Origin of the sequence: Rhodococcus sp. AD45-ID, from assembly GCF_003023755.1 — a bacterium.
GTDB classification, from domain to species: domain Bacteria; phylum Actinomycetota; class Actinomycetes; order Mycobacteriales; family Mycobacteriaceae; genus Rhodococcus_F; species Rhodococcus_F globerula.
Genome location: NZ_PYHL01000001.1, coordinates 104059 through 123880, shown reverse-complemented (window position 1 = coordinate 123880; position 19822 = coordinate 104059). Strand labels below are relative to the sequence as shown.

Sequence of the window (19822 nt, the reverse complement as noted above, 5' to 3'; positions counted from 1 at the left end):
GCGGCGCCTTGCCTGCAAGAGGAGCAACCGAAATGCCCGAGCTGAACCTTCCCGACGGCTTCGATGTCACCGACCCTCAGATGTACGGCAAGCGTGTTCCCCTTGCCGAGTTCGCGGAACTACGCCGCTGCGCTCCGGTGTGGTGGAACGCGCAGGAACCGGGAACCGGCGGTTTCCACGACGGTGGCGCCTGGGTAGTGTCGCGGCACGCCGACGTGCGTGACGTGTCGCTGCGTTCGGAGGAGTTCTCCAACAACGTCAACGGGTGCGTCCCACGCCATGAAGACAACATCACCGCCGAAGAACTGGAAGTCAGTAAATACGTTCTGATCAACAAGGACGCGCCCGAACATACCCAGTTGCGCAAGTTGGTGGCGCGATTGTTCACACCCAGGTCCGTCGAAGCGATGCGAGCCGGGCTCGAAGAGCGAGCCGAAGAGATTGCGAAAGCCGCGGCGGCGTCGGGTACCGGTGATTTTGTCCAGCAGGTTGCCAGTGAGCTACCGATGCAGGCGATCTCGGACCTCATCGGAGTTCCGCAGGAGGCTCGACGCCAGCTCTACGAATGGTCGAATCAGATGACCGGATACGACGACGAATCCATGGCCGGGGAGTCCAGAATGGCGTCGGCGCAGATACTCGGGTACGCGTATCAGCTTGCCGAGGCTCGTCGCGACGAACCGCTCGACGACATCATTTCGCGATTGGTCCAGGCGAACGTGGACGGTGAGGCTCTCACGCCGGAACAGTTCGGCTTCTTTGTCATCATGTTGGCGGTTGCGGGCAACGAGACAACACGCAATGCAACAACACTCGGGATGATGGCGTTTCTGGCGTACCCGGATCAATGGGAACTGTACAAGCGTGAGCGTCCACGCACGGCGGCCGACGAGATCATTCGCTGGGCGTCGCCGCTGACGTCATTCCAACGTACGGCGTTGGTGGACACTCAGATTGCCGGAACTCCGATCAAGAAGGGGCAGCGTGTTGTGCTCCTGTATGGATCGGCGAACTTCGACGAATCTGCGTTCGAGAACCCGGACGTATTCGACATTCTTCGTGATCCCAATCCGCACTTGGCTTTTGGTGGTACCGGGCCACACTACTGCGTCGGCGCCAACCTGGCCCGGATGGAGATCGACCTGATTTTCAACAAGATCGCCGACCACATGCCGGACATCAGCAAACTTGGTGATCCCAGCCGGTTGGCATCAGGGTGGATCAACGGGATCAAGGAATTCAGGGTCGATTACGGCAACAACGCCTCGTGTCCCGTGGAGCACTGAACCGTGTACACCGGGCGGGTCTCGCTGGCAGCGCCGATGCGTCAACTCGGTCAGTTCTACAAAATGGGTGCCGATGTTGCGGTGGGACTGGTACGCACACGCTTTCAGGTGCAGGAGTTTCTCGAACAGAGTTGGATGATCGCGCGGGTGTCGCTGGTACCGACGGTTCTGGTGGCAGTGCCGTTCACGGTTCTGGTGAGCTTCACTCTCAACATCCTGCTGCGCGAGATCGGTGCTGCCGACCTCAGCGGAGCCGGGGCGGCACTCGGCGCCGTCACCCAGGTCGGGCCAGTGGTCACTGTCCTCATCGTGGCGGGCGCCGGCGCCACCGCCATTGCCGCAGATCTCGGTTCGCGGACCATTCGCGAGGAGATCGACGCGATGGAAGTGCTCGGGATCGATCCGATCAATCGGCTGGTGATTCCCCGGGTTGTCGCGTCGACGGTGGTTGCGTTGCTGCTTAATGGACTTGTGTGCGTCATCGGCATCACCGGCGGCTACATCTTCTCGGTGTTCCTCCAAGGCGTGAATCCCGGTGCGTTTGTCGACGGCATCACGTTGCTCACCGGATTACCCGAAGTTGCCTTGTCGATGGTGAAGGCCGCACTGTTCGGCATGCTCGCCGGACTGGTTGCGTGTTACCGGGGACTGTCCGTCCGTGGCGGTCCGAAAGGTGTTGGCGAGGCTGTCAACGAGACAGTGGTCTACGCATTCATGGCGCTCTTCGTGGTCAATACCATCGTGACCGCGGTGGGCATCAGGCTGACGGCGGGGTGAGCGGCGTGGCACTGGCGGAACTCGGAAAATTCGGGGCGACCCGAGCGCGGATGGCACGTGTGTCGCGGTCCGTCGACGATGTCGGACGGCAAGCGGTTTTCTTCGTCAGAGCTATTGCCTTCATTCCCTGGGCGCTGCGCAAACACCCGAAAGAAGTCTTGCGTCTGGTCGCCGAGATCAGCATGGGAACAGGTGCGTTGGCATTGATCGGCGGCACCGTCGCCGTTGTCGGGTTCCTGACGCTGGCGTCAGGCGGAACCATCGCGATTCAAGGTTTCAGTTCGCTCGGAAACATCGGCGTCGAGGCACTCACCGGGTTCTTCTCCGCGTTCATCAACGTGCGCATCGCCGCGCCGGTCATCGCGGGAATCGGGCTGTCCGCAACCATCGGCGCCGGCTCGACGGCGCAGATCGGTGCTATGCGCATCAGTGAAGAAATCGACGCACTCGAAGCGATGGCGATCAGTTCTGTTCCGTACGTGGTGAGTACGCGCATCGTGGCCGGGATGCTCGCCATTCTGCCGCTGTACTCGTTGGCGCTCGTCGGATCGTTCCTCGCGGGACGTTTCACCACGGTGGTGCTGTTCGGTCAATCGTCCGGGCTCTACGACCACTACTTCACCACCTTTCTCGATCCGGTCGACGTCGCCTGGTCCTTCGTGCAGGTACTGGTGATGGCGTTGCTGGTCATGCTGATTCACACGTACTACGGCTACAGCGCTGTAGGCGGACCCTCGGGGGTGGGCACAGCTGTCGGGCGCGGCGTCCGTCTGTCACTGATTTGTGTTGTGGCGGTGACCCTTCTGGTCTCGCTGGCGCTGTACGGCGGTTCCGGCAACTTCAACTTGTCCGGATAGGGAGAGCGAGTGGAGAGATACGGATACAAGCTTGCGGCATTAGGCTTGGCGTGCGCGATTGTTGCCGTCGTGGCGCTGGCGGTCGCGTCGTTCAATCAGTCGTTCACCACCCGCGTTCCGATAACAGTTGTTGCCGAGCGGGCCGGCCTTGTGATGGATCCGGGTGCGCGAGTGAAGATGGCCGGTGTCACCGTCGGGTCCGTCGAGTCGATCGCGCCGGCCGACGATTCCACCGCGACGTTGTCCATCCTTCTCGATCCCGATGCACTCGAGTCGATTCCCGCCAACGTCGATGTCGCGATCACCTCGAACACCGCCTTCGGCGCGAAGTTCGTCAGTATGTCGGCGCCTGCGGATCCGAGCGCCGAGCGATTGACCGCTGGCGCCACCATCGACGCGAATCACGTAACCGTCGAAATCGATACCGTGTTCGAGAAGTTGACGGCCGTCCTGCGGACAGTTGATCCCGGAAAACTCGATCAGACGCTTGGGGCGATTTCCACCGCGTTGCAAGGTCGCGGGGCGAGGTTGGGCGTCGCACTCGGGAAGGCCGACGCGTCGCTGGCCGAATTCAACAGTGCCGGTGCCGCTTTCGACGAGGTTCTCACAGACCTTCCGGTTGTGTCCGGGACATATCGGGCGGCTGTGCTGGATCTGATGGACACCCTCGGCTCGCTCACTGTCACCGGCACCACCGTCCTCGACGAGCAAGAGAATCTGGATCTGCTGCTACTGAACGTCATCGGGTTGGCGCGCACCGGAGAAGATGTCCTCGGGGCAAATACCGACGGTGTCGACACCGTCCTGTCGCTCATGCGCCCAACCACCGAACTTCTCGAAGAGTACTCGCCGGTGATTCCATGCATGTTCCATGGCCTCGAGGAGAGCAAGGCAATCGGCGACGGCGCGTACAACGGGCAGCCGGGAATCAAGATGTCGATCGGATTGATCGCAGGCACCGAACCGTATCGCTATCCTGAAGATCTGCCGAAGGTCGCGGCAACCGGCGGACCGCAGTGCATGGGCCTTCCGTTGCGCGATCCGAATGTCAACGCGCCCTACCTGGTGACGGACACGGGTGTGAATCCTTTCGAACCGGAACGTCAGTGGAATGGCGGCCAGCCGATAAACGACATGCCGAACCTGCTCAGTTACCTGTTCGGAACGGCGATTCGATGAAGCGGCGCGGCTACGGCATCAAATTCGGCATCTTCGTGGCGGTGATGCTGCTGGTCAATGCTGGGCTCGTGCTGGTCTTCGGGCAGATGCGAGGAGGCGACGAGCACAGTTACGCAGCCCAATTCGTCAATGTGTCCGGGCTGAAATCCGGCGACAAGGTACGGATCGCCGGGGTGCCTGTCGGAACGGTGAGCGCCGTCGAATTCGGTGACGACCACCTTGCTCACGTGAAATTCAGCGTTGATTCGGTGGAGACTCTGACGGAGCAGACCCGGGCGGCGGTGCGCTATCAGGACCTCGTGGGCAACCGCTATCTCGAATTGCTCGACAGTCCCGGCGCCGCGCAACCTATGGCCGCAGGTGCAACCATCCCCACCACCAGGACTGCGCCGGCGCTGGACCTCGACGCGCTGCTCGGTGGCTTCAAACCGTTGTTCCAGGCGCTCGACCCTTCCCAGGTCAACGCGCTGTCCCTGTCGCTGCTCGAGGTATTTCAAGGGCAGTCGGGGACAGTGGCGTCGGTGCTCGCACATACCGGATCGATCACCAACACACTTGCCGACCGTGATGTGCTCATCGGCCGGGTCATCAACAATCTTGACGGCGTATTGAGTGAATTACGTGGGCGAGGCGGACAGTTCACCGACACACTCGACCATCTGCAACAACTGGTCAGCGGACTCGCGTCGGACAAGGAACTGATCGGGACTTCGGTGACGAGCATCGATACCGCTGCACAAACTTTCGCAGATCTCCTGGCCGGGGTCAGGCCCGACATCAGTGGCACACTGTCGCAACTCGACCAGAGCTTGGACCCTTTGGTCGAGCAACAAGGCGAGCTCGATCGAATCCTCGCGTCGATGCCGTCGAACTATCGGCAACTGATCCGAGTTGGTGCCTACGGGTCCTTCTTCAACTTCTATCTCTGCGGTATCGCGCTCAAAGTCGACGGGGCTGACGGCAAACCGATGACGGTCGACCTGATCGACCAGACGACCGGAAGGTGCGCACCACGATGAGAGAGATGGCGCAGAAGCAGGCGGTGCGAGTAGGCGTTGTGGGGATGGTGATGACCGCGTCGGTGGTGCTGGCGTCACTGCAGTATCAGGATCTGCAGTTCGTGAAAAACGGGGTGAGCTACAGCGCAGTGTTCAACGACGCGAGTGGTGTGGCTGCCGGTGACGAGGTAAACGCGGCCGGGGTGAAGATCGGCACCGTCGACAACATCGCTGTCGAAAAAGGCCGTGCTCGAGTTGATTTCACGCTCGACGGTTCCGTCACTCTCGGTGAGAGTACGTCGGCGGCGATCACCACGATGTCCCTGCTCGGTAAACGTGCGCTATCGCTCGACCTGGATGGAAGTGGACGGATACCCGTCGGCGGACAGATCCCACTCGAACGCACCCGATCGGCGTACTCGTTGCCCGACGTACTCGGCGACCTCACCACCACGGTCGAGGACATCAACCTCGACCAGTTGTCGGCGTCGTTGGAGGAGGTTGGTGCAGTGATGACGGACAGCGCGCCTTCCTTGCGGCCCGCCCTCGACGGGGTAGCCCGCCTGTCGGACAGCATCAACCGCCGCGACGAGACACTGAAGCTTCTGCTCGCAGATGCGAATAACGTGGCCGGTCTCCTCGCGGACCGGGGACCGCAGGTCAACGCGCTTCTTGTCGACGGCGATGCTCTCCTTGGTGAACTGGTCCGCAGGCAGGATGCGTTGGGCAACGTCATCACCGACATCTCGGCTGTCTCCACTCAACTCAGTGGGTTGGTACACGACAACGAAGCACAACTGGGCCCGGTCCTGAACAAGCTCGACACGGTGCTCGGGATACTCCAGAAGAACAAGGACAACCTGGCCCAGGGCATCGACGGACTCGGAACGTACGTGGGGACGCTCGGCGATACCGTCGCGAGCGGACCGTTCTACTACTCGTACATCCAGAACCTGCTTCCCGCCCAGTACACCCAACCGTTGATCAACGCGATTGTCGGGCTTCCGCCTGCGCCGCTACCGATACCGGAGGTTCGCTGATGGTCGCGAAACGTATTGTCGCCGCGGTCGGGGTACTCGCGGTGGCGGTGGCGGGATATTTTGTCGTACAGCACTTTCGGTACTACTCGGTGACGGCCTATTTTGCGTCGACGACGGGACTCTACGTCGGCGACGACGTCCGTGTTGTGGGCGTCGACGTCGGCAAGGTCACCTCGATAACTCCGCAGGGGGAGAAGATGCGGGTCGAACTCGAACTCGCCCGATCCGTCCCTGTCGCAGCGGACGCACACGCGGTGATCGTTGCTCAGTCCTTGGTCTCGGCCAGGTTCGTCCAGCTGACGCCGGCATTGACGGAGGACGGGGGAGACGCGTTGGCCGATGGAGCGGAGATCGGAATCGAGCGAACCGCGGTGCCCGTGGAATGGGACCAGATCAAGGAGCAATTGGGCCGGGCGGCAGATGCATTGGGGCCGTCCGAGGGGACCCGCGGGTCAGCGGCCGAATTCCTCGATGCCGCAGGCACGGCTTTGAGTGGGAACGGTGAGGCGTTAGGACGTTCGATCACGGAACTGTCTTCGGCCATGAGCACTCTGAACGAGGGAGGTGGCGATCTTTTCGGAACGATCCGAGGACTGCAGATTTTCACCACGGCGTTGGCGGCAAGCAACGAACAGATAGTGAGCTTTCAGGGACGTCTGGCAACAGTGACAGGTCTGTTGGCAGACAGCCGGACACAATTGGCACCAGCTCTGGTTGATCTGGATGCGGCGATCGGTGATGTCCACCGATTTGTCGAACAGAATCGCAGCGGGCTCACCGAACAGGTGAACACATTGGCCGATGTCTCCCAGGTGCTGGTGGACAAACGCGATGGGATCGAAAAGCTTCTGCATCTGGCGCCGACGGCCTTGTCCAATTACTACAACGTGTACCGCCCGGCCCAAGGCGCGATGGTCGGGGTGCCTGCCTTCCAGAACATCGGCAACCCCATCGACTTCATCTGCGGCGGTATCGCGGGACTGGCAAACGAAACCTCTGCGAAGGGTGCGGAATTGTGTGCCGAGTACCTCGGACCGTACCTGAACACCATCAGAGCGAACTATCCGGATCTGAACATCAATCCGACCCGTGCGCTTGGTGCGGCGCCGGATCAGTTGGTGTACAGCGAACCGGATCTGAAGCCGGCTCCCTCCCTGCCGAGCGTGAGTGTTCCCGCAGGGCTGGGGCAGTTGCTGATGCCGGAGGTGGGGACACGATGATCCGGAGAATCTGTTGCGTCGGTGTTGTTGTGCTCGTGTCCGGCTGCGGGTGGAACGGCCTGAATTCGGTGCCGTTGCCCGGTGCTGCGGGGCGCGGCGCCGACAGTTTTTCCGTGGTCATCGAGATGCCGGACGTCACGTCGATCAGTCCCAACTCCCCGGTAATGGTGAACGATGTGACGGTCGGCAGTATCAGTGCCATCGCCTCCGACAATTGGCACGCGAAAGTGACAGTGTCCCTGGATGGTTCGGTGGTGTTGCCGGCTAATTCCACCGCGAAAATCGGACAGACCAGCCTGCTGGGTTCCAAGCATGTTGCCCTGGCACCGCCGGTCGGTGTCGAACCGGAAGGGACGCTCGCCGAGGGCTCTGTCATTCCTCTGGCGTCGGCGGGCGTGTACCCGACTACGGAGGAAACTCTGACAGCGCTGTCCATAGTGCTCAACGGCGGCGGACTCGCGCAAATTCACACCATCACCACCGAATTGAACAATGCACTCGGCGGACGCACCATCTCAGCACGTGACCTACTCGCGCAGATGGACACATTGACCGAGACCCTGGACCGGCAACGCATCGCCATGGTGACCACGATGGAGAACCTGGATGTGTTTGCGGGGGAAATCAACGCCCAACGCGACGTACTGGGGAAGGCGCTCGACGTGCTGGCTCCAGCCTTGGCGGAACTGGAAGATCAGCGCATTACCCTGACCACCGCACTCGATTCGGTGGGCCGATTCGGAGACGTCGGCACCGACCTGGTCAACCGCACGCGAGATGATCTGAGCGCAAATCTTGCGGCACTCGAGCCGACATTGCAGCAGGTTGTCGCGGCAGGTCCGGATCTGATCAACAATCTCGGAAACCTGAGCACCTTCCCGTTCCCACAGACCACCATCGATGACGGGATGCGCGGCGACTACACCAATCTGTGGGCGCTGATCGACCTGACCACCAACCGATTACAGTCCGGACTCGGTTTCGGTACCCCGTTCGGTGCTCCGCAAATGGGCGGCGGGCCGGTCGACCCGATGACCGCGCCGCTGAATGCAACGGGCAATGGAGGGGAGGGAGGACGATGATCCTCACCAAGCTTGTTCGCCGGCAGTTGGTGATCTTTGCGATCCTTGCCGTGCTCGGTATGACGGTGGCCGCGATCGCGTACCTCCGTGTTCCCACGATGCTGGGTATCGGGCGATACACAGTGACGGTGGAACTGCCCAACGCCGGTGGCCTGTACCGCAATGCGAATGTGACGTACCGCGGCGACACCATCGGTCAAGTCCGATCGGTGCAGCTCCACCCCGACGTCGTGAAAGCCGAATTGTCCTTGCAGAGTTCAGTTCCCGTACCCAGTACCGATCTGGTGGCGGCTGTGCGCAGCGTATCGGCGATAGGCGAGCAGTACGTCGATCTGCAGCCGACCACCTCTGACGGCCCGTTTCTGGCCGACGGCGACGTGATCGACACCGAGTCTGTGGTGATATCTCAGGAGATCGGACCCGTTCTCGATCAGGCGCAGGCGTTGCTCGCCTCCGTCCCACAGGACAAACTGCGCGCGGTGATCGACGAGTCTGCAGCTGCGTTTGCCGGTGGCGGCGAAGATCTTGCGAGACTGCTGGATTCGACCACGTCCTTTGTAGATCAGTTGTCCGACGCCACTACTCCCGCGACAACTCTTGTGCAACAACTCGCCCCGCTCCTCGAGACCCAAGTTGTCACGGGGGATCAAATCCGATTGTGGGCGTCGAGCGTCGCCCGGCTGAGCGGGCAATTGGAAATCGCGGACGGCACTATTCGCAACATCATCGACACCGGGCCAGGGTTCGCCACCGAGGCGGAGCTCTTGTTCCAGGATCTGCGTCCGACCCTGCCGATTCTCCTGGCCAACCTGACCAGTGCCGGGCAGGTTGCGCTCACCTACAACGCGTCACTCGAACAGGTACTGGTCATACTGCCGCCGCTTGTTGCTGCTCAGGAGACCGTTGTACAACGCGGCCAGGCGGACGGAGCCGCCAACGTCAATTTCCATCTGCAGGCTCAAGACCCGGCGGCCTGCTCCACCGGATACCTACCGGCGGATCAGCGCCGCGACCCCACGGTGACCAGTGTTCCGGACACTCCGCCCGATCTGTTCTGCAAGGTGCCGGCGGATTCGGTCTTTGCCGTGCGCGGTTCGCGGAACATTCCGTGTATGGAAGTTCCGGGCAAGCGGGCGCCGGACCCGGTGACGTGCCGGAGCCCGGAACCGTACGTGCCGTCGGGAACCAACGCTCCCGACGAGTTGTACACCGGGCCAGACGGGATTGCATACGGGCACACCGATATCGGTAAGGGGGATTCGTGGCAGCAGTTGTTGACGACACCGAATCCCTGACAACCGAGGATGTTTCGCGGCATGTAACCACGCGCGGACGCGTGCTTGTCGCGGTGGTGATTGCAGGTTTGGCGGCAGTGGTGGTGACCGGCGCTATGTCGATGCGGGGCGACAATGCCCGGGACGCTCATCGGCAGGAACTGGTGGACGGGGCGTCGGCGGGAGCGCTGGCATTGGTCGACATTCACGTCGATACCGTGGACGAGGATCTGGCCCAACTGCGAGCGCTCAGCACGGGCGAGTTCGCAGAGGAGTTGGTTGGCGATCAGTCGGAGTTCGTCAACGCGATACGTTCCGCATCTGTCAACTCCGACGCAAGGATCGATGCTGCTGCACTGTCGTCGGAGACGGCGACGTCGGGATTAGTACTGATTGCGGCGTCTGCGGAGGTCGCCAATTCTGCGGGCGAGACGACGTCGCGGACCTATCGACTGCGCATCGGTGTCGAGGACGTCGACGGGAAAATTCTGATGTCGAGTGTGGAGTTCGTGCCGTGAGGCGGGCGATCTCTGTCGTGCTGGTTGCGGTTCTCGCAATTGCCGCGTGCGCCCTGCTGTGGATTCGCCGCGACGGCGCTGCACTCGAGTCGGCGAGAGCGGATGCGATTGCAACGGCACCTGCGTTGGTGGAGGACTTGCTTACGTACACCAGTGAAATGGTGGACAGTGACCTCGCGGCCGGGGCTGGCGCAGCCACCGGAACGTTCAAGGACGAATTCGTCGAGTTTGCTGCGACAACTGTTGCGCCCCAATCGAAAGCGCAAGGAATCAGTACCAGCGCCCGGGTTGTGGATGTCGGGTTGCTCGGTGCCATGTTCGATCGCGTCGAATTGCTGATGTTCGTCGATCAGATCACCACCAGTTTTGCGCAGCCGGCTCCGGCGTCGAGTTCGAGTCGCGTGAAGGTCACCGTCGAACGCGTCGATGACCGGTGGTTGGTGAGTGAGCTGACACCGATCTGAGTTCTGCTCAGCTGTTGTCGTGGCCCGCCATGATCAGCCTTGCGGTGATCTCGAGGCGATCCGCGATCTGCGAGTAGGACTCGTATCCCATTCCAGCCCGCACCAATGCACCTGACCAGGCGATTTCAAGGGCTTCGAGGACGTCGGCATCATGTTCCGGTCCCAATGCCTCGACCAGGCGTTCGCGAATGTTCTTCCCGATCCGGGCGCGGAGATGTTCGACGTCCGGGTCGTCGGCCATCATCGCGGTGGTGACTGCGGCGGCGAGTTCCGGTTCATCGGACACCAGGAGTGCGACACTGCGCAGGACCGAACAGACCTGACTCTCGCGGTCCTGCTCTGCGTCGGCCTCGTGAGGGAGCGCGTCAAGGCGTCGCCAGAACAGTTCTGCGACAAGGTGGCTCTTGGACGAGAAGTAGGTGTACGCGGTTGCCGGCGCGACCCCAGCTTCGCTCGCGACCATGCGAATGGTCAGGGCGGAAAACCCATGCGTACGCAGGATGGCAACAGCTGCCTTGGTCAAACGATCGACAGTTTCGGCCTGTTGTCCCGACAGGCGCCGGCGGGTGGACTCGAAGTTGGCCTTACCAGACATGTGTCCAGACACTACGGGAGCCGGGGAAGTTGTGCGCGGTGTGGGTGGTCCCGTCAGGCTTTCCCGAGTCCGCCGGCAATTCCTCTGTCGAGTTGGTCGACCATGGCGGCGCTCAGGGCGGAGAGTTGTGCGACCTGGCTGTCGTCGAGGCCTTCGAACACCAAGGCTTGGACCAACCGAACGTGGCCGGGCGATGCCTCGATGACCTTGGCCATTCCGGCATCGGTGAGTACCGCGTTGGAGCCTCGGCTACCGCGGATCACTTCACGCTTGACCCAGCCGGCCTTCTCCATCTTCGTGACGACGTGGGAGAGGCGCGACAGCGACGCATTGGCTTGCTGTGCCAGTAGAGAGAGTTGCAGCTTGTGGTCGGGTACTTCTGACAGCGCCGACAGCACGAAGTACTCGAAATGGGTTAGTGAGCAATCGCGTTGGAGTTGGGTGTCGAGAGCCGCTGGTAGGCGGGTTACCAAGGAGATGAGGGTGCGCCAGGCCTGCTGTTGCTCGGTGGTGAGCCACTTGGTCTGAACCGGCGACTCGGCCTGGCCGTTCGATCCACTCATCGGTCTGTACCCCTTCGAAGCGCTGTGTTCTACCACTACAGGGTTGCAGACGAGTGTCCAGTGGGTGCAGGCAGGGAATAGTTGCGCGTTTCAAGTGTTGAGTTCTATATTAGGTTGAACCTTCAACTTAAAACTATTCGGTGAACTCATGAGGAGCCGCTATGTCCGCCGCCACAATGCCCGCGCTGTATCTCAGCCACGGTGCCCCGCCGTTGGTGGACAGCGCTCTCTGGGTGAAGCAACTAGGCGCGTGGGCCGGTGACCTGCCACGGCCGACGGCAATCTTGATCGTGTCGGCACATTGGGAATCCGCGCCGCTGACCATCGGATCGACCACAACGGGAACCCCGCTGATCTACGACTTCGGTGGATTCCCCGAGCGGTTTTACCGGGCTCGGTACAACTCGCCGGGGGCGCCGGACCTGGCCACGCAGGTGGCAGCGTTGATGCCAGATAACGAGCAGGTCGTCCAGCAACCCAATCGTGGCCTCGATCACGGCGCCTATGTTCCGTTGACGGTGATGTACCCGGATGCGGACATTCCCGTGCTGCAGATCTCCCTGCCGACGCTGGACCCCGAACGTCTGCTAGACCTCGGCCAACGGTTGCGTCCACTGCGCGAGCAGGGCGTGTTGATCGTGGGATCCGGATTTACAACCCATGGCCTGCCATTTCTGCGTGACCCGTCGCCGGAGGCAAAGGCTCCAGGTTGGTCTGCCGAATTCGACGCGTGGGCCGGGGAGCGGTTCGCAGCCGGCGACGTCGATTCGCTCATCGATTTCCGAGCACAGGCTCCCGGTATGCCGTACGCACACCCGACCATCGAGCACTTCGCGCCGCTGTTCGTGACTCTCGGTGCGTCGTCCGATCCTGAGCAGGTGCCCACCCAGGTCATCGACGGTTTCTGGATGGGACTCGCAAAGCGCTCGATTCAGGTCGCGTAGCGGGTCAGGTGCGACTCCGGAGAAACTCGAGTGCCTGATCGCCATGTGTGCTCGCGCGGAATTCGCTCGAGATGACCTTCAATACGGTTCGATCCGTGTCGATCACGAACGTTGAACGTTTGACCGGCATCAACTTGCCGAGCAGTCCGCGTTTGACGCCGAACTGCTCGGCAACGGTGCCGTCGGTGTCGGCGAGCAGGGGATAGTCGAAGGACTGGGTAGTGGCAAACGTCGACTGCGCTTCGACGGTGTCGGTGCTGATGCCCGCGCGAGCGGCGCCTACCGCTGCAAAATCCTTGCCGAGGTCGCGGAAGTGGCACGCTTCCGCGGTGCACACCGGCGTTGAGGCTGCCGGATAGAAGAACAGCACCAGTGGCCCCTTCTCCAGCAGGCTGGTCAGCGAACGGGGCGTTCCGTCCTGATCGGGCAGGGTGAAATCGGGAGCAAGCTGACCTGGTTTCATTCGGCTGAGGTTACCCGCGAACGAGGCCCGCGCAGGTGAGCCTGGGATGATGGAGTCATGCACGGCGAGCCCACCTCCAAGTCCGCACCCTCGTCCGACACCGCGATCGTCGATGCGGCGTCCGATTCCACCACCACGCGAGAGCAGTTCCGTGCCCTCGCCGCCGAGCATCGGGTAGTTCCGGTGACACGAAAAGTGCTGGCGGACTCCGAAACTCCGCTCTCGGCTTATGAGAAGTTGGCCGGGAACCGTCCGGGAACCTTCCTTCTCGAGTCTGCGGAGAACGGCCGGTCGTGGTCACGATGGTCCTTCATCGGCGTCGGCAGTCCTGCCGCTCTGACCGTCATCGACGGTGAAGCCGCCTGGTACGGCAACGTCCCCGCCGGCGCACCGTCCGGTGGCAACCCTGTCGACGCACTCGGTGCCACTCTCGAACTTTTGCGCTCGGAACGTCTGCCCGACCTGCCGCCTCTTACCGGCGGGATGGTCGGATTCCTCGGATACGACGCCGTCCGTCGGCTCGAAAACGTGGGCAACTCGGCCGTCGACGACCTGCAGATCCCCGAGATGGTCATGTTGCTGGCCGCAGACATTGCCGCCGTCGACCATCACGAGGGTGCGATCACGTTGATCGCCAACGCAGTCAACTGGGACGGCACCGACGCACGGGTCGAGGAGGCGTACGACGACGCCGTCGCGCGTCTCGACGCGATGACGCGGGCACTTGCGGCACCAGCCAAGTCGACGGTCTCCACGTTTGCCAAGGTCACCCCGAGTTACCGCCGTCAGCGCACGACGGAGAGTTTCGGCGTCGACGTGAAGAAGCTGATCGGCGATATCGAAGCGGGCGAGGCATTCCAGGTCGTGCTCTCCCAACGATTCGAGATCGACTGCACCGCAGCACCTATTGACGTGTACCGAATGTTGCGGGCCTCGAACCCCAGTCCGTACATGTACCTGCTCAACGTCCCGAACGGTGACGGTGAGACCGCATTCTCCATTGTCGGCTCCAGCCCAGAAGCACTGGTTACCGTCTCGGAAGGTGTCGCAACCACTCACCCGATCGCCGGAACCCGGTGGCGCGGTGCAACCGAGGAAGACGACATCCTCCTCGAGAAGGACCTCCTCGCTGACGAGAAGGAAAACTCCGAGCACCTGATGCTGGTCGACCTCGGACGCAACGACCTCGGTCGTGTCTGCCGACCCGGCACGGTCAAGGTGCACGATTACCGCCACATCGAGCGATACAGCCACGTGATGCACCTGGTCTCCACCGTGACCGGGCACCTCGCGGAGGGCAAGCAGGCGCTCGACGCTGTCACGGCGTGCTTCCCGGCCGGAACGCTCTCGGGCGCTCCCAAGGTCCGGGCGATGCAGTTGATCGAAGAACTCGAACCCACCCGCCGCGGGGTCTACGGCGGCATTGTCGGGTACCTCGACTTCGCCGGTGATGCCGACACCGCGATCGCGATTCGCACCGCACTCATCAAGGACGGCATCGGATACGTCCAAGCCGGTGCAGGTGTGGTCGCCGACTCCGATCCGGTCTACGAGGACACCGAGGCGCGGAACAAGGCGATGGCCGTGCTCAGCGCGATCGCATCGGCACACACGTTGCGCACCATCGGAGGTGAAGGGTAAGTGAGCGAACAAGCTTCGAGCACCGGCGCGGACTCGCCGACACCACGTTCGGGCCGCAGCACCACGATGCTGACCACGCTCCTGCTGGGGATCGCGGCCATTGCGCTGTGGGGAAGCTCGCGGATGACGTGGGTACAAGTAACCTCCAGTGACGGTAAGACTTTGGCGCGCACCACGGATCTCGACGGTGGCACGTGGGCTGCGGCGATGACGCCGCTCGCTCTCACGCTTCTTGCTGCTGTTGCGGCGTCGTTCGCGGTCCGTGGGTGGGCGCTCCGAGTTGTCGGCCTGTTGGTGGGATTGGTCGGCATCGGAGTCGCAGTTCCAGCTGTCCAACTGTTGGTTTCGGGAGCAGATGACGACCGCGCCGCAGATCTTGCCGAACTGTCCTCGCACCTCGAAGAAGTGTCCGCCGAAGCATCGGTGTTGCCTGCGCTGCTCGCGCTCGCCGGGGCCCTTGCGGCTCTCGCTGCCGGTGTTCTGCTCATGCGAAAGCCCAAGGCGCGCGCCGGTCTCTCGTCGAAGTACGACAACCCTGCAGCTCGCCGGGAGGCAGCGGCCAAGCTCGGACAGGGAAGCAAAGATGCGCCCGACGAGCCTGTGACACAACGGATGCTGTGGGACGCGCTCGACGCCGGGGAAGATCCGACGCTCGATACGGAAGGCGAGAAACCTGACGTGGACGGCAATGAGCCGGGCAAGGATTCACGATCGTGACCTCGATTACGTCCGAACTCCCACGCGCGTGGGTACCCGGGCGGAGTAGCAAAAAATCGCCCAACTAGGCTGACACCACCCCGATGACGTATCTCACATCGGGCACTTGCCCAGAAAGGATTCGGGCCACGATGACCGTACTCGACTCGATTCTCGACGGGGTGCGCGCTGATGTCGCCGCCCGCGAAGCCGTACTCGACTTCGCTGCAGTCAAGGCTGCCGCGGCCACTGCACCGCCCGCCCTCGATGCTGTAGCGGCACTTCTGGAACCGAGCATCGGCGTCATCGCCGAGGTGAAGCGCGCAAGCCCGTCCAAGGGTGCGCTCGCAGACATCGCCGACCCCGCCGAATTGGCAGCCGCCTACCAAGCGGGCGGTGCTCGAATTATCAGCGTTCTCACCGAAGAACGTCGTTTCCACGGATCGCTCGCCGACCTGGATGCCGTCCGCAAGGCCGTCACTATTCCGGTGTTGCGCAAGGACTTCATCGTGGGTCCGTACCAGATTCACGAGGCACGCGCCCATGGCGCCGATGTCATTCTGCTGATCGTCGCGGCACTCGAGCAGCAGGCGCTTGCCTCGTTGATCGATCGCACCGAATCGTTGGGGATGACTGCGCTGGTCGAGGTTCACACCGAGGAAGAGGCCAACCGCGCGCTCGAAGCCGGCGCCAAGGTTATCGGTGTCAACGCCCGCAACCTCAAGACCCTCGAGGTCGACAAGAACACCTTCGGTCAGATCGCCCCTGGCCTTCCGACCGAAACCATCAAGATCGCCGAGTCGGGCGTTCGTGGCACTGCTGATCTGCTCGCGTACGCAGGCGCAGGCGCAGACGCAGTCCTGGTGGGCGAAGGCCTCGTGACCAGTGGTGATCCGCGTAAAGCGGTTGCCGATCTGGTCAACGCCGGAGCGCATCCGTCCTGCCCTAAACCGTCACGCTGAATCGCATCACCGCTCGGGAGGGGTTTGCCCGCACCCGAGCGGTGGCAACTGCCCGTACCCGGGCGGTGACAGGCGACACGCTTGGGGCAGACTGGGGGAGTGACTTCACGTACTCAGGGACCAGTCTTCAAGGGCGGCAATCTGCCGCCGGCCAGTGCCGGACTTGCCGAGCGCACCACTCATGATCCGGATGCCGGAGGGCACTTCGGTGTCTACGGCGGACGTCATGTGCCCGAGGCGCTCATGGCGGTTATCGAGGAAGTTACCGCCGAATACGAGAAGGCCCGCAGCGACGACGCTTTCCTGAACGAACTCGACCGACTGCAGCGCGACTACACCGGACGCCCGTCGCCGATTTTCGAAGCAACGCGCATGAGCGAATACGCTGGCGGTGCTCGCATCATCCTCAAGCGTGAAGATCTGAACCACACCGGTTCTCACAAGATCAACAACGTCCTCGGTCAGGTACTTCTGGCCAAGCGAATGGGCAAGACTCGTATCATCGCCGAGACCGGAGCGGGACAGCACGGCGTCGCCTCGGCCACCGCCTGCGCGTTGCTCGGCCTCGAGTGTGTCATCTACATGGGTGCGGTCGACACCGAGCGTCAGGCGTTGAACGTCGCCCGGATGCGCCTGCTGGGCGCCGAGGTCGTCTCGGTCGAAACCGGTTCGCGCACACTCAAGGATGCGATCAACGAAGCTCTCCGCGATTGGGTTTCCCACGCGGACGACACTTACTACTGCTTCGGTACCGCTGCCGGTCCGCATCCGTTCCCGACCCTCGTGCGCGATTTCCAGCGGGTCATCGGTCTCGAGGCCCGCGCTCAGGTTCAGGCCTTGACCGGTCGGCTTCCCGACGCCGTCACGGCTTGCGTCGGTGGCGGTTCCAACGCCATCGGTATTTTCCACCCGTTCATCGACGATCTGTCGGTGCGACTGGTCGGTTACGAGGCAGCGGGCGACGGCGTTGAAACCGGTAGGCATGCAGCAACATTCGCAGGCGGAACGCCTGGCGCATTCCAGGGTGCGTACTCGTACCTGCTGCAGGACGAAGACGGTCAGACCATCGAATCACATTCCATCTCCGCAGGTTTGGACTATCCGGGTGTCGGTCCGGAACATGCGTATCTCAACGACATCGGTCGGGCTACCTACGAGCCCGTCACCGACTCCGAGGCAATGGATGCGCTCCTTCTGCTCTCGCGGCGCGAAGGAATCATCCCGGCCATCGAATCCGCGCACGCGGTTGCCGGCGCGCTGCGCCTGGGCAAGGAGCTCGGCGAAGGCGCCATCATCGTCGTCAACCTGTCCGGTCGTGGCGACAAGGACATGGATACTGCCGCGAGCTGGTTCGGTCTGTTCGACAACGCAGACCAGCCCGCAGACCAGAACAACACGGAAGGCTCGGACAAGTGAGCGAACGACCATCACGCCTCGCATCCACGTTTGCGGCATGTAAGGCGGAAAACCGAGCTGCGCTCGTCGGCTACCTGCCAGCAGGCTACCCAACGGTGTCCGAATCCATCGACGTCTTCAAGACGATGGTCGACGGCGGCTGCGACATCATCGAGGTCGGGGTCGCGTACTCCGACCCCGTGATGGACGGACCGACCATTCAGCGTGCCGCTGAAACTGCCCTCAGCAACGGCGTCCGCTTGCGCGACATCTTTACCGTCGTCGAGCAGATCAGCTCGGTCGGCGGCAAGGCCGTAGTCATGACGTACTGGAACCCGGTCATGCAGTACGGGATCGACAAGTTCTCCCGCGACCTCGCTGCCGCAGGCGGACTCGGACTGATCACCCCCAACCTCATTCCTGACGAGGCCGCCGACTGGATGGAAGCGTCCGAGAAGCACCACCTCGATCGGATCTTCCTCGTGGCACCCTCGTCCACCGAAGAGCGACTGGCTATGACGCTCCAGGCAAGTAGCGGGTTCGTATACGCGGCCTCCACGATGGGTGTCACCGGAGCGCGCGACGCAGTGTCGTCGATGGCACCTGAACTCACCGCACGGATCCGCGCGCATTCCGATATCCCGGTCGGTGTCGGGCTTGGCGTTCGCTCTGGCGCCCAGGCAGCAGAAATTGCCGGCTATGCCGACGCAGTAATCGTCGGGTCTGCGCTGGTCTCGGCTGTGGAAAACGGACTCGGAGCTGTCCGTGCCCTCACCGAAGAACTCGCTGAAGGTGTCCGCTCGGCTAACGTGGCGTCGTGACGTCAACTGTTGAACTACTGGCCTACATTCCCAGTCCTCCACAAGGTGTCTGGTACATCGGGCCCGTGGCACTGCGCGCCTACGCGCTCTGCATCATCGCCGGAATCATCGTCGCCATCGTCTGGGGCGACCGGCGGTGGGTCGCGCGAGGCGGCGAGAAGGGCACCGTTCTCGATATCGCAGTCTGGGCCGTGCCGTTCGGATTGATCGGTGGCCGGCTGTACCACGTGCTCACCGACTGGCCGCAGTATTTCGGTGAAGGCGGCACACCGATCGACGCACTCAAAGTGTGGAACGGTGGCCTCGGAATCTGGGGCGCAGTCTTCCTCGGCGGTGTCGGCGCCTGGATCGGGTGCCGCAGGCGTGGGATCCCCGTCGCGGCGCTGGGGGACGCGATCGCGCCTGGTGTGCTGCTTGCGCAGGCGATAGGTCGGTTCGGCAACTACTTCAACCAGGAGTTGTACGGGCGCGAAACGACAGTGCCATGGGGATTGGAAATCTTCCAGCGTGTGAACTCGTCAGGTCAGACCGATGCGTTGTCCGGTGTATCGACCGGCGTCGTAGAGAAGGTCGTGCACCCCACCTTCCTGTACGAGGCCGTGTGGAACGTCCTCATCGTCGTCCTGCTTGTCGTGGTCGATCGCCGATTCAAGATCGGCCATGGACGACTGTTCGCCCTCTACGTGGCGGGTTACTGCGCCGGTCGGTTCTTCGTCGAACTCATGCGCGACGATCCGGCATACGAACTTGCAGGCATTCGCGTCAACTCCTTCACCTCGGTGATCGTGTTCGTGGCGGCAGTTGCGTACTTCCTGCTGGCCAAGAAGGGTCGTGAAGATCCTTCCGAACTGAAGTCCAAGGACTACGTCGAGAACACGCCTGTCGAGAACACGCCCGTCGAGAACACAGCTTCGGAGGCCACCGACAGTGATACCGACTCGGATGACGGTATCGCGACGGCAAAGGTTGCCGATTCAACCAGCGTGGACGCAAAGCAGGATGTTGATCTGAAGAAGCCGGACAAGCCATGACTGGTCCGCATCGCAC

21 protein-coding genes are annotated in these 19822 nt (G+C 62.3%); 18 read left to right on the top strand and 3 right to left on the bottom strand.

Annotated elements, in window-relative coordinates; genetic code table 11:
• Nucleotides 1-32 precede the first annotated feature (32 nt).
• The 11 genes from C7T36_RS00575 to C7T36_RS00525 are packed head-to-tail and all read left to right on the top strand — an operon-like array spanning nucleotide 33 to nucleotide 10695.
• Nucleotides 33-1286, top strand: coding sequence for a cytochrome P450 (locus tag C7T36_RS00575; protein WP_045070091.1), 1254 nt, complete (start codon nucleotides 33-35; stop codon nucleotides 1284-1286).
• Nucleotides 1287-1322: 36 nt separating this feature from the next.
• Nucleotides 1323-2063: an ABC transporter permease gene (locus C7T36_RS00570; protein ID WP_045071049.1), complete on the top strand. Its 741-nt coding sequence runs from the start codon at nucleotides 1323-1325 to the stop codon at nucleotides 2061-2063.
• Nucleotides 2064-2068: 5 nt separating this feature from the next.
• The gene (locus C7T36_RS00565) at nucleotides 2069-2920 is read left to right on the top strand and encodes an ABC transporter permease (RefSeq protein WP_045071047.1); all 852 of its coding nucleotides are present in this window, start codon (nucleotides 2069-2071) and stop codon (nucleotides 2918-2920) included.
• 9 nt (nucleotides 2921-2929) lie between these two features.
• Complete coding sequence (locus tag C7T36_RS00560) at nucleotides 2930-4099, top strand: MCE family protein (RefSeq protein WP_045070088.1); 1170 nt, start codon at nucleotides 2930-2932, stop codon at nucleotides 4097-4099.
• Nucleotides 4096-5118: an MCE family protein gene (locus C7T36_RS00555; protein WP_045070086.1), complete on the top strand. Its 1023-nt coding sequence runs from the start codon at nucleotides 4096-4098 to the stop codon at nucleotides 5116-5118. Before C7T36_RS00560 ends, C7T36_RS00555 begins: the two co-directional genes overlap by 4 nt.
• A gap of 5 nt (nucleotides 5119-5123) precedes the next feature.
• Nucleotides 5124-6137, top strand: a complete 1014-nt coding sequence (locus C7T36_RS00550; RefSeq protein ID WP_080711549.1) for an MCE family protein — start codon at nucleotides 5124-5126, stop codon at nucleotides 6135-6137.
• Nucleotides 6137-7357 carry an MCE family protein gene (locus tag C7T36_RS00545; RefSeq protein WP_045070083.1) on the top strand — a complete coding sequence of 407 codons (1221 nt, stop codon included), beginning with the start codon at nucleotides 6137-6139 and terminating at the stop codon, nucleotides 7355-7357. Before C7T36_RS00550 ends, C7T36_RS00545 begins: the two co-directional genes overlap by 1 nt.
• Entirely contained in the window at nucleotides 7354-8439 is a 1086-nt protein-coding gene (locus C7T36_RS00540; RefSeq protein WP_045070081.1) for an MCE family protein, read from the top strand. Before C7T36_RS00545 ends, C7T36_RS00540 begins: the two co-directional genes overlap by 4 nt.
• A complete protein-coding gene (locus tag C7T36_RS00535; RefSeq protein ID WP_045070078.1) occupies nucleotides 8436-9734 on the top strand; it encodes an MCE family protein in 1299 nt (432 codons plus the stop codon). Before C7T36_RS00540 ends, C7T36_RS00535 begins: the two co-directional genes overlap by 4 nt.
• Nucleotides 9701-10231 carry a hypothetical protein gene (locus tag C7T36_RS00530; RefSeq protein WP_239654792.1) on the top strand — a complete coding sequence of 177 codons (531 nt, stop codon included), beginning with the start codon at nucleotides 9701-9703 and terminating at the stop codon, nucleotides 10229-10231. The genes C7T36_RS00535 and C7T36_RS00530 overlap by 34 nt, the downstream gene beginning before the upstream one ends.
• Nucleotides 10228-10695: a hypothetical protein gene (locus C7T36_RS00525; RefSeq protein ID WP_052683618.1), complete on the top strand. Its 468-nt coding sequence runs from the start codon at nucleotides 10228-10230 to the stop codon at nucleotides 10693-10695. Before C7T36_RS00530 ends, C7T36_RS00525 begins: the two co-directional genes overlap by 4 nt.
• A 7-nt stretch (nucleotides 10696-10702) precedes the next feature.
• Here the strand turns inward: C7T36_RS00525 and C7T36_RS00520 are convergent, their stop codons facing one another.
• On the bottom strand, nucleotides 10703-11290 hold the full coding sequence (locus C7T36_RS00520; protein WP_045070075.1) for a TetR/AcrR family transcriptional regulator: 588 nt from the start codon (nucleotides 11288-11290) through the stop codon (nucleotides 10703-10705).
• Nucleotides 11291-11343: 53 nt separating this feature from the next.
• Nucleotides 11344-11853: a MarR family winged helix-turn-helix transcriptional regulator gene (locus C7T36_RS00515; RefSeq protein ID WP_045070073.1), complete on the bottom strand. Its 510-nt coding sequence runs from the start codon at nucleotides 11851-11853 to the stop codon at nucleotides 11344-11346.
• 161 nt (nucleotides 11854-12014) lie between these two features.
• Here C7T36_RS00515 and C7T36_RS00510 point away from each other — a divergent pair, with 161 nt between their 5' ends.
• The gene (locus tag C7T36_RS00510) at nucleotides 12015-12797 is read left to right on the top strand and encodes a dioxygenase (protein WP_045070071.1); all 783 of its coding nucleotides are present in this window, start codon (nucleotides 12015-12017) and stop codon (nucleotides 12795-12797) included.
• Between the two features lie 4 nt (nucleotides 12798-12801).
• On the opposite strand, the gene C7T36_RS00505 is transcribed toward C7T36_RS00510, so the two are convergent.
• On the bottom strand, nucleotides 12802-13260 hold the full coding sequence (locus C7T36_RS00505; RefSeq protein WP_033231404.1) for a peroxiredoxin: 459 nt from the start codon (nucleotides 13258-13260) through the stop codon (nucleotides 12802-12804).
• A gap of 57 nt (nucleotides 13261-13317) precedes the next feature.
• Between C7T36_RS00505 and C7T36_RS00500 the strand changes: the two genes are divergently transcribed.
• From C7T36_RS00500 to lgt, 6 genes are all read left to right on the top strand, one after another.
• The gene (locus tag C7T36_RS00500) at nucleotides 13318-14901 is read left to right on the top strand and encodes an anthranilate synthase component I (RefSeq protein WP_033230858.1); all 1584 of its coding nucleotides are present in this window, start codon (nucleotides 13318-13320) and stop codon (nucleotides 14899-14901) included.
• A gap of 66 nt (nucleotides 14902-14967) precedes the next feature.
• Nucleotides 14968-15618 carry a TIGR02234 family membrane protein gene (locus C7T36_RS00495; protein ID WP_045071040.1) on the top strand — a complete coding sequence of 217 codons (651 nt, stop codon included), beginning with the start codon at nucleotides 14968-14970 and terminating at the stop codon, nucleotides 15616-15618.
• A gap of 131 nt (nucleotides 15619-15749) precedes the next feature.
• Nucleotides 15750-16559, top strand: coding sequence for an indole-3-glycerol phosphate synthase TrpC (trpC, locus tag C7T36_RS00490; RefSeq protein WP_033230856.1), 810 nt, complete (start codon nucleotides 15750-15752; stop codon nucleotides 16557-16559).
• A gap of 99 nt (nucleotides 16560-16658) precedes the next feature.
• Entirely contained in the window at nucleotides 16659-17975 is a 1317-nt protein-coding gene (trpB, locus tag C7T36_RS00485; protein WP_045070068.1) for a tryptophan synthase subunit beta, read from the top strand.
• Complete coding sequence (gene trpA / locus C7T36_RS00480) at nucleotides 17972-18775, top strand: tryptophan synthase subunit alpha (RefSeq protein WP_033230854.1); 804 nt, start codon at nucleotides 17972-17974, stop codon at nucleotides 18773-18775. The genes trpB and trpA overlap by 4 nt, the downstream gene beginning before the upstream one ends.
• On the top strand, nucleotides 18772-19806 hold the full coding sequence (gene lgt, locus C7T36_RS00475; RefSeq protein ID WP_033230853.1) for a prolipoprotein diacylglyceryl transferase: 1035 nt from the start codon (nucleotides 18772-18774) through the stop codon (nucleotides 19804-19806). The genes trpA and lgt overlap by 4 nt, the downstream gene beginning before the upstream one ends.
• The last annotated feature ends 16 nt before the right edge of the window (nucleotides 19807-19822 follow it).

What these genes read in the sequence shown, in the direction of transcription:
- C7T36_RS00570 (WP_045071049.1), top strand. Translation starts at nt 1,323, where the DNA reads ATGCGTCAACTCGGTCAGTTCTACAAAATGGGTGCCGATGTTGCGGTG.
- C7T36_RS00545 (WP_045070083.1), top strand. Translation starts at nt 6,137, where the DNA reads ATGGTCGCGAAACGTATTGTCGCCGCGGTCGGGGTACTCGCGGTGGCG.
- C7T36_RS00500 (WP_033230858.1), top strand. Translation starts at nt 13,318, where the DNA reads ATGCACGGCGAGCCCACCTCCAAGTCCGCACCCTCGTCCGACACCGCG.
- trpC (WP_033230856.1), top strand. Translation starts at nt 15,750, where the DNA reads ATGACCGTACTCGACTCGATTCTCGACGGGGTGCGCGCTGATGTCGCC.
- C7T36_RS00540 (WP_045070081.1), top strand. Translation starts at nt 7,354, where the DNA reads ATGATCCGGAGAATCTGTTGCGTCGGTGTTGTTGTGCTCGTGTCCGGC.
- C7T36_RS00555 (WP_045070086.1), top strand. Translation starts at nt 4,096, where the DNA reads ATGAAGCGGCGCGGCTACGGCATCAAATTCGGCATCTTCGTGGCGGTG.
- C7T36_RS00495 (WP_045071040.1), top strand. Translation starts at nt 14,968, where the DNA reads ATGCTGACCACGCTCCTGCTGGGGATCGCGGCCATTGCGCTGTGGGGA.
- C7T36_RS00510 (WP_045070071.1), top strand. Translation starts at nt 12,015, where the DNA reads ATGTCCGCCGCCACAATGCCCGCGCTGTATCTCAGCCACGGTGCCCCG.
- C7T36_RS00515 (WP_045070073.1), bottom strand. Translation starts at nt 11,853, where the DNA reads ATGAGTGGATCGAACGGCCAGGCCGAGTCGCCGGTTCAGACCAAGTGG.
- C7T36_RS00520 (WP_045070075.1), bottom strand. Translation starts at nt 11,290, where the DNA reads ATGTCTGGTAAGGCCAACTTCGAGTCCACCCGCCGGCGCCTGTCGGGA.
- C7T36_RS00575 (WP_045070091.1), top strand. Translation starts at nt 33, where the DNA reads ATGCCCGAGCTGAACCTTCCCGACGGCTTCGATGTCACCGACCCTCAG.
- C7T36_RS00535 (WP_045070078.1), top strand. Translation starts at nt 8,436, where the DNA reads ATGATCCTCACCAAGCTTGTTCGCCGGCAGTTGGTGATCTTTGCGATC.
- C7T36_RS00505 (WP_033231404.1), bottom strand. Translation starts at nt 13,260, where the DNA reads ATGAAACCAGGTCAGCTTGCTCCCGATTTCACCCTGCCCGATCAGGAC.
- C7T36_RS00550 (WP_080711549.1), top strand. Translation starts at nt 5,124, where the DNA reads ATGGCGCAGAAGCAGGCGGTGCGAGTAGGCGTTGTGGGGATGGTGATG.